This is a genomic window from bacterium (assembly GCA_016124905.1).
GTDB lineage: Bacteria > Pseudomonadota > Alphaproteobacteria > Rickettsiales > RI-342 > RI-342.
The window spans coordinates 19,295-27,902 of sequence record WGMV01000030.1 but is presented as its reverse complement, the minus strand read 5'-3'; the positions used below and the strand labels follow the sequence as shown (position 1 = coordinate 27,902).

Genomic DNA, 8,608 nt, shown 5'->3' with positions numbered 1-8,608 from the left:
TCTGAAATGCAAGTGTCGGGGTGTAGCGCAGCCCTAGCGGAGGCTAAAAGCCGAAGCGTACTAAACAAGCGCCAGACTGCCTGCTCAGTCTGAAATGCAAGTGTCGGGGTGTAGCGCAGTCTGGTAGCGCACCTGGTTTGGGACCAGGGGGTCGTAGGTTCGAATCCTATCACCCCGACCATCTTTTGAGGAACGGCCCATGTTCAAGAAACTCATCGTCATTCTTCTTATCGCCCTCGCCGGTTTCGCGGCACTCGCCGCCATGCAACCGTCGGAGATGCACGTCACCCGCACCGCGGTAATTAAAGCCCCCGCATCCGCCATCTTCCCTCTAGTGAATGATCTGCATAAATGGGACAGCTGGTCCCCCTGGGCAAAGCTGGACCCCAATGCCACCGTAACCTTTGCTGGGCCTGAATCCGGCAAGGGTTCCTCCATGACATGGAAGGGCAACAATGAAGTGGGCGAAGGCACCCTCACCATTACCGACAGCAAGGAAAACGAACATATCGGCATGCATCTCGATTTCGTCAAACCCATGGCCGGCACCAACACGGCCGATTTCACGCTGAAGGAAGAAAACGGCGAAACCACCGTTACCTGGAGCATGGATGCCCACAAAAACTTCCTCGCCAAGGCCATCGGCCTGGTGATGGATTGCGAGAAAATGGTCGGCGAAAATTACGAACAGGCCTTTGCCAGCATCAAGGCACTGGTAGAAAAATCCGACCGGAACTAGTCCGCCGCAATGCCTTTATCTTATTGGGGCAGCCTTAACGGCGGAATCCCATCCTCACTCGGCACAGGCGCATCGTAAAGCGCAGGTCGCTCGGAATCGATCAGCTCCGGTTCCTTCACAGGCCTTGGCGCATGGGCGCTATAGACAGGCGGCGGCGGAAAACCATCCGCGCTCGATGGATAAAGATGCACAATCACATTGGTAGAAAACTTATCCATCAGCTTGATCTTTTCTTCTTCCTCATCATTCACTAGACCATCCATCACAGCATCGACAATCCCGCCCTGATTATGCCCAAAACTGCTGGTCTTGCGTGTACCAATCGACGTATTATCCGACAGACGGATAACATCCAGATCCCCCGCCAACATCAATTGATCGCCTATCAGGATGGTTTTTACAGCATTCGTATAGAGATTGATCCCAGTCACTGTAATACGCAGCCGCGCCGCATCCCCATCCGTTACATGCCGCAGACGGGGTAACAGCCGCCCGGGAAGATAGTCCTTCAACTCCTGAATTTCATCCTTGAACATGTCATTATAATTGTGGGAGTGCAGCATGCTGTCTGCAGGAACAATCTCAAGTTCCGTAATATGGAATGCCTCGCCTGCACGTTCCCCGGTGCCCGTTGTTAATCCCGGCTTATCGGCACATGCCGCCAGCATCAGCATCAGCGCACACGCCAACCATCCCTTCATATTCATACCCTATCCTGAAAAGCTATAATTCAGCAGCTTGTCATATTCGAAAAAATACAGCAACGCCTTTATCGCCTGTCCACGAGGAGAAACAAGCTTCGGATCGCGTCCGAGAAGAAGCTTCGCATCATCCCTTGCCATCGCCATCATCTCCCGGTGCTGGTACATATCAGCAAATCGGAACCCCGGCACGCCGCTCTGCTTGGTGCCAAGCAATTCTCCCCCACCGCGCAAACGCAAATCCTCCTCCGCAATCGCAAACCCGTCATCGGTCGCGCGCAGGGCCTTTAACCGCTCCCGCGCCGTTTCTCCCGCCTTGTCCTCATACATGAGAATGCAGCTGGAAGCCTCGCTACCCCGCCCCACGCGTCCGCGCAGCTGGTGCAGCTGCGCCAGGCCGAAACGCTCCGCATGCTCAATCACCATGATGGTCGCGCTCGGCACATTCACGCCCACCTCGATCACCGTCGTCGCCACCAGAATGCGCTTTTCACCCGCGGCGAAACGGGCGATCGCCTTCTGTTTCTCCTCCGCGCTCACGCGCCCATGCACCATGGCCACCTGGCCGGGGAATGCTACTTCCAGCGCCTTGATGCGCGCCGTCACCGCTGCAATATCCAGCTTCTCGCTTTCCTCCACCAGCGGGCACACCCAGTAAATCTGCGCGCCCTTGGCCATCGCGCGCCCAAGCCCCTCCACCACCTCCGCATAGCGTGAAAGGGGCACCGCGCGCGTGTCGATCACCTGCCTGCCCGGCGGCTTTTCTGACAAGCGCGATGAATCCAAATCCCCAAAATAAGCCATCGTCAAGCTGCGCGGAATCGGCGTGGCCGACATCAGCAGCACATGGGGTTGAAACCCGTCCGCCTGCCCTTTTTCAATCAGCGTCAAGCGCTGCTCCACGCCAAACCGGTGCTGCTCATCCACCACCACCATGCCGAGTTTGTGGAACTGCACCTTCTCCTGAAACAGCGCATGCGTGCCGAACAGCAGCTGAATCTCCCCGCTCGCCAGTTTCTCCAGCGTCTCTTTGCGGTTCTTCGCCTTCGCCGCCCCGCTGAGATACCCGCACACGATGCCCAATGGCTGGAGCAGCTCACTCGCCCAATGGTAATGCTGCCGCGCCACGATATCCGTCGGCGCCATCATCGCGGCCTGATAGCCTGCCTCCACCGCGCGCAGCATGGCCAGCAGCGCCACCACCGTTTTGCCGCTGCCCACATCGCCTTGCAGCAGCCGCAGCATGCGTTCGCCGCTTTGCATGTCAGCGGCGATTTCCTTCAGCACGTCCTTCTGTCCATCCGTCAGCTTATAAGGCAGCAGTGCTTCGGCCTGTTGCGCCAGTGCATCCTGCTTCATCACCACACCGCGATAACGCTGCATCTGCCCGCGCACCAGCCGCATGCCCAGCTGGTTGGCCAGCAATTCGTCATAAACCAATCGCGCCTTGGCCTTCGTGTGCTTCTGTTCCTCTTCCGGCTTATGCAAACAGGCGACGGCCTCGTTCAGCGTCGGCCAGCCTTCACGCTTCAACAACGCCTCATCGTGCCATTCGGGCAAGTCGTTCAGCTTGCCCAGCGCATGCTCCACCATCTGGCGCATCACCTTGTTGCTGATGCCCGCCGTCAGCGAATAAACGGGCTCCTTGATCATCAATTCCCGCACCCGCGCCGCCGGCAGCACATAATCCGGGTGCGGCATGGTCAGCTGGTTACCGAACCATTCCACCGTGCCGCTCACCGCCACCTCGCTGCCCACCGGCAGGCTCTTGGTCAGGTAATCCCCCTGCACATGGAAATAGGTCAGCGTCAGCCGCCCGGTCTCGTTATGCGCCTCCACCTGGTAGGTCCGCCGCTTGCCCTGCGGCGCGCGGTGGCCATCCACCGTCACGCAAGTGGTAATGACGGACTGGTTCACCACCTGCGAAAGCGGCGGCGAGAAAGAGCGGTCCACCACGCCGACGGGAAAATGCCACGCCAGATCGCGCAGCACATTCAGCGCGATCTTATCCAGCTGCTTGGCACGCGCATCCCCCACGCCCTTGATGCCGCGCACGCTGGAAAACCATGTAAAAAGCGAATTGGGCCGCACATCCATCACCTTGTTGAGTGAGACAATTTATGTGCAAAAACAGAAGATGCCAAAACTAATATTATTGTTAACGCGACAGTATGTCGCGCTGCCCAGCCATGAGCATGCTTCATGGCGATGGCAAGCAGGCCATCGCCGGAAGCAAACTTAAGTAAGCCTGTCTAATGCATAAGCCTTAGACAGGCTGAAGCATCGCCTTATACATCGGTCGCAAGTCCAGCACCTGCCCGTTGGAAGGCCGCGTAGCCCGCAACTCATGCGACAGCTGGCACCAGATGGGCGCCATATCCCCCGGCTGCAGCTGGCACCCGGCAATCCATATTTTGGAAGCCTGCTCTTCGCCCAATTGCTCGATAAAACGCATCACCGGCGTCTGCGCGCTTTCATGCGTCGCATCCATCAGAATAATACCAAGGCACTGCACGCCCGCGCGCGCCACAATATCCGTCGAACGAAAACTCTCCCGCGCCTTGACACCGATATCATGAATGCGCTGCGCCACCGGTGCGGCGCATGGCTCAATCAGCAGCATGAATGCCTGTCCGGAAAGCTCACTCATGATATCAATGGTCAGCATGATGTCGCGGCCGAAGCTCGCATCGTCCGGCAGCCGCGTTTCCGCATCCATCGTGTTCGGCGCCTTATGCGCCATCCTGTCCGCCAGCTTGCTTCCTGCCCGGCGTGACTGCGTCACATGGTCCTCATCTTCCAACCGCAAATTATAAAGCGGGTGCATCCCGTCCATCCCGGCAAAGGTGACCGTGGCGTAAATCGGCACCATCTTTCCACTGGCATGACGGAACGAAAGCTGGCGGAATTTCTTCAGCACATCCGCCACATCCGCCCCACCGGGCAGAAAATCGATCCCGTCGCGCAAATCATCAGCCACCGCCGGGTCCAGCATGCTGCCAAAGGGTTTCGGCAGCAAGGGCATGTTCTGCTCATAGCCGAGCCAACCTGCCATCGCGGGCGTCATCCGGTGAACCACAACGGATTTCTGCGTGTTATCCTGCTTTATTTGAAGGATTCTGGGCGCATTCTCCACAAAACCTCGCACTACCCCTGTTAAATCTGGCCGAATAATGCTACATGGCGGTTAAAACCTGTTTAACAACGATAAAAACAAATCATGTCTTCAAATCCTGAAACCATGGAAATCATGGAAATCCGCAAAAAACGCATCCGCTACCGCAGCTGGCACCGCGGCTGCAAGGAAACCGATATCCTGCTCGGCCACTATTGCGATCAGCATATCGATGCCATGGACGCCCAGACCCTCGATGCCTTTGAGGCAGTGCTTAACGAGGAAGACGCCGACCTATACCAATGGCTCACCCGCAAGCAGCCTGTGCCCTACCGCCTGGCCGACAACCCCATCCTCGCCGCTCTGCTGGAGTTCGAGGTGCACAACCTCTGGCCCGTTCCCGCCACACAAAACTGAACACGCAAACCTGACGATCCCATGAGCGACCTGCCCCATCACCTCCAGGCCCTGGCTCACCTGCCGGAAGACGCCCTTCCCTGGTGGCTGGCGGGCCATGCCGGGTGGCATGAAAAGGCGCTGGTCATCGTCTGCCGCGACGATACCCACATGGAAGCCCTGCGCCAGCAGATCGGCTTTTTCCTGCCCAATCGCGACCTGCTTCGCTTCCCCGCATGGGATGCCCAGCCCTATGACCGCGTCTCGCCGAATCGCGACATCGCCGCCCGCCGCACCCAGGCGCTCTGCCAGCTTGCCGCAGATAACGACCACGTCATTCTGCTCACCACCGCCAACGCCCTGCTTCAACGCGTGCCGCCCCGCAGCCTCATGGGCAGCCTCCACGCCCACATCGCCGTCGGCAAAACACTCGACCGCGACGCCCTCGCCGCCAGCCTCATCCAGCAGGGCTACCGCCGCCAGTCCAAGGCCATGGAACCCGGTGAATTCGCCCTGCGCGGAAGCATCATGGATATTTTCCCCGCCAACGAAGGCGCCGACGGTTACCCCGTCCGCATCGACTCCTTCGGCGATGAGGTGGAATCCATCCTCCGCTTCGACCCGCTCACCCAGACGCGTCAGGAATCGCTCACCGAGCTTACCCTCTGTCCCGCCAGTGAAGTGCTGCTGAGCGAGGAGAACATCGCCCGCTTCCGCACCCAGTTCCGCACCCATTTCGGCGCAGGCCTCAACCATCCGCTCTATCAGGCCGTCAGCGAAGGCCAGACGCCCCACGGCTACGAGCATTGGCTGCCGCTTTTTTACGAGCGCATGGAATCCATCCTCGACTACCTCCCCCCCGGCACCCCCATCATCTTCGACCATCTTGCATTGGATGCCTGCGACGAACGCTGGACCGCCATCGAGGACCACTACAAAGCCCGCATCGAATTCGACCAGAACCCCAAACTCAGCGGCGGCCTCCCCGCCTATCACCCTCTGCCGCCGGATGCGCTTTACCTTACCCGCGCCGACCTGGCGCTGACGCTCGAACACTCGCCATCGCTGGCCGCCAGCACCCAAAGCGCACCCCGCTGGCCCGCCGACATACCGCATGAGAAAAGCACCCTCGAAAGCGGCGCCAAACCCAACATCCAGATTGCTGGGTGGAAAGCCGAAGCCATCAAGCAAGGCCAGCACTCCCTGCCCGAGCAGATGCGCCACGTCATCGCCCAATTACAGAAAGACAAGCAGCGCGTCCTGATCGCCGCCAGCACCGCCGGAAGCGTGGAACGCATCCGCCAGATGCTATCCCACAATATTTCTGGGGGCGAACTCCACCTCGTCCAAATCACCAACTGGGCCGACCGCACCAACCTCAGCGGCAAGGCCGTCGGCCTGGCCGTCGCCCCGCTGGCGCAAGGCTTGACCGTCGAGGGCTTCACCCTCGTCACCGAGCCCGAACTCCTCGGCGAACGCATCGTCCGCGCCAGCAAAAAACGCAAATCCGCTGCCGTGTTCATGCAGGAGGCCCAGTCCCTTCAGGATGGCGAACTCGTCGTCCACAAAGATCACGGCATCGGCCGTTTCGTCGGTCTCGAAACCGTGCAGGCAGGCGGCGCCCCGCATGATTGCCTTAAAATCATGTATGATGGCGGCGACCGCCTTTTCGTTCCCGTTGAAAACAGCGAGATCATCAGCCGCTACGGCAGCGGCGACGAGGAAGTGAAGCTCGACAAGCTCGGCGCCGCCAGTTGGCAAAGCCGCAAGGCCAAACTGAAAGAGCGCATGAAAATGGCCGCCGAGGAACTCCTCGCCACCGCCGCCAAACGCGCCCTCGCCCGCGCCGCCAGCCTCAGCGCGCCCGACGGCGCCTACGAGGAATTCTGCGCCCGCTTCCCCTACATGGAAACTGACGACCAGATGCGCGCCATCGAAGAATCGCTCGAAGACCTCCATCAGGAAAAACCGATGGACCGCCTCATCTGCGGCGATGTGGGCTTCGGCAAAACCGAGGTCGCCTTACGCGCCGCCTTCATCGCCGCTTTCGACCATACGAGCGAGCGGTTGCGTGAAACGCAGAGCGAGCCGCAAGAAAGTTTCGGCGAGCCGCGCCGCCAGGTCGCCCTCATCTGCCCCACCACCTTGCTCGCCCGTCAGCACTACAAAACCTTCACCGAGCGCTTTAAAGACCTTCCCTTCACCATCCGCCAGCTCTCGCGCATGGTCTCCACCGCCGAAGCCAAAGAAACGAAAGAACTGCTGGAAGAAGGCCTCGTCGATATCGTCATCGGCACCCACGCCCTGCTGGCCGACAGCGTGAAGTTCAAAAACCTCGGCCTCCTCATTATCGACGAGGAACAGAATTTCGGCGTCGCCCAAAAAGAGAAGCTGAAATCCCTGAAGGACAATGTCCACGTCCTCACCCTTTCCGCCACCCCCATCCCGCGCACGCTGCAATTATCGCTCGCAGGCATCAAGGAGCTCAGCCTCATCACCACCCCTCCGGTCGATCGCCTCGCCGTCCGTACCTTCGTCATGCCATATGATCCCATGATGATCCGCGAGGCCATCCTGCGCGAGCACATGCGAAACGGCAAAATCTTCTACGTATGTCCCCGCATTCAGGATCTCGACGACGTCGCCGCCCGCCTCCGTGCATTGGTGCCCGAAATCCGCATGGGCATCGCCCACGGCCAGCTCGCCCCCGGCGCGCTGGATAAACTGATGAACGACTTCTACGACGGAAAATTCGAAGTCCTCCTCTCCACCAACATCGTCGAATCCGGCCTCGACATCCCAAGCGCCAACACCCTCATCGTCCACAAGGCACACCTGTTCGGCCTCTCGCAGCTCTACCAGTTGCGTGGCCGCGTCGGCCGCGGCAAGCTTCGCGCCTATGCCTATTTCACCCTGCCGCACGGCATCAACCTCAGTCGCAACGCCACTAAGCGCCTCGAGGTCATGCAAACGCTCGACACCCTCGGCGCGGGCTTCACCATCGCCAGCCACGACATGGACATCCGCGGCTTCGGCAACATCCTCGGCGACGAACAAACCGGCCATATCAAGGAAGTCGGCATGGAACTCTACCAGCACATGCTGGAAGAAGCCGTAGAAGCCGCCCGCCGCCACAAACGCCCCGACGAGCTAATGACCGACGACACCGGCGACTGGAGCCCGCAACTAAGCCTAGGCATGGCCGTTATGATCCCCGAAAATTACATCGAGGACATCAACCTCCGCCTAGGCATCTACCGCCGCGCCGCCACCCTGCAGCAGGAGGAGGACATCCTCCACTTCATCGAGGAAATGACCGACCGCTTCGGCCCCATGCCCGAGGAAATGCAAAACCTCCTGAACATCGTCCGCCTGAAACAGATCTGCAAACAAGCCGGCATCGACAAAGTAGACGCCGGCCCCAAAGGCGCCGTCGTCAGCTTCCGCAACAACCTATTCAGCAACCCCGCCTCCCTGGTGGAATTCATCGGCAAGCACCCCCAATCCGTTAAACTCCGCGCCGACCACAAACTCGTCATCATGCGCGAATGGCGCGACGACAAACACAAGCTCAACAGCATCCAGCAATCCCTAAAAGACATCGCCTCTCTGGCAAATGTCGCACCGCAGAAATTGGCTTCTTAATCCTCGTCATTC

General features: G+C 59.4%; 6 protein-coding genes and 1 tRNA gene. 4 read left to right on the top strand and 3 right to left on the bottom strand.

Annotated elements, in window-relative coordinates:
• Positions 1-104: 104 nt before the first annotated feature.
• Both GC177_08315 and GC177_08310 read left to right on the top strand, forming a co-directional pair.
• A tRNA-Pro gene (locus tag GC177_08315) sits at positions 105-181 on the top strand.
• Between the two features lie 18 nt (positions 182-199).
• Complete coding sequence (locus tag GC177_08310) at positions 200-739, top strand: polyketide cyclase (protein MBI1275960.1); 540 nt, start codon at positions 200-202, stop codon at positions 737-739.
• Between the two features lie 20 nt (positions 740-759).
• On the opposite strand, the gene GC177_08305 is transcribed toward GC177_08310, so the two are convergent.
• From GC177_08305 to GC177_08295, 3 genes are all read right to left on the bottom strand, one after another.
• Positions 760-1,446 carry a hypothetical protein gene (locus GC177_08305; protein MBI1275959.1) on the bottom strand — a complete coding sequence of 229 codons (687 nt, stop codon included), beginning with the start codon at positions 1,444-1,446 and terminating at the stop codon, positions 760-762.
• 3 nt (positions 1,447-1,449) lie between these two features.
• Positions 1,450-3,531 (bottom strand): ATP-dependent DNA helicase RecG, encoded by a 2,082-nt coding sequence (gene recG, locus GC177_08300; protein ID MBI1275958.1) that lies wholly within the window; start codon positions 3,529-3,531, stop codon positions 1,450-1,452.
• A 175-nt stretch (positions 3,532-3,706) separates the two neighbouring features.
• On the bottom strand, positions 3,707-4,465 hold the full coding sequence (locus GC177_08295) for a hypothetical protein (protein ID MBI1275957.1): 759 nt from the start codon (positions 4,463-4,465) through the stop codon (positions 3,707-3,709).
• A 216-nt stretch (positions 4,466-4,681) separates the two neighbouring features.
• Between GC177_08295 and GC177_08290 the strand changes: the two genes are divergently transcribed.
• Together GC177_08290 and mfd are read left to right on the top strand one after the other, a co-directional pair.
• A complete protein-coding gene (locus GC177_08290; protein ID MBI1275956.1) occupies positions 4,682-4,972 on the top strand; it encodes a succinate dehydrogenase assembly factor 2 in 291 nt (96 codons plus the stop codon).
• A gap of 21 nt (positions 4,973-4,993) precedes the next feature.
• On the top strand, positions 4,994-8,596 hold the full coding sequence (gene mfd, locus GC177_08285; protein MBI1275955.1) for a transcription-repair coupling factor: 3,603 nt from the start codon (positions 4,994-4,996) through the stop codon (positions 8,594-8,596).
• Positions 8,597-8,608 lie beyond the last annotated feature (12 nt).

Bases quoted from the DNA above. Each gene is read 5' to 3' on its own strand.
- GC177_08290 (MBI1275956.1), top strand. From the start codon at position 4,682: ATGGAAATCATGGAAATCCGCAAAAAACGCATCCGCTACCGCAGCTGG.
- GC177_08305 (MBI1275959.1), bottom strand. From the start codon at position 1,446: ATGAATATGAAGGGATGGTTGGCGTGTGCGCTGATGCTGATGCTGGCG.
- GC177_08295 (MBI1275957.1), bottom strand. From the start codon at position 4,465: ATGCCCTTGCTGCCGAAACCCTTTGGCAGCATGCTGGACCCGGCGGTG.
- mfd (MBI1275955.1), top strand. From the start codon at position 4,994: ATGAGCGACCTGCCCCATCACCTCCAGGCCCTGGCTCACCTGCCGGAA.
- GC177_08310 (MBI1275960.1), top strand. From the start codon at position 200: ATGTTCAAGAAACTCATCGTCATTCTTCTTATCGCCCTCGCCGGTTTC.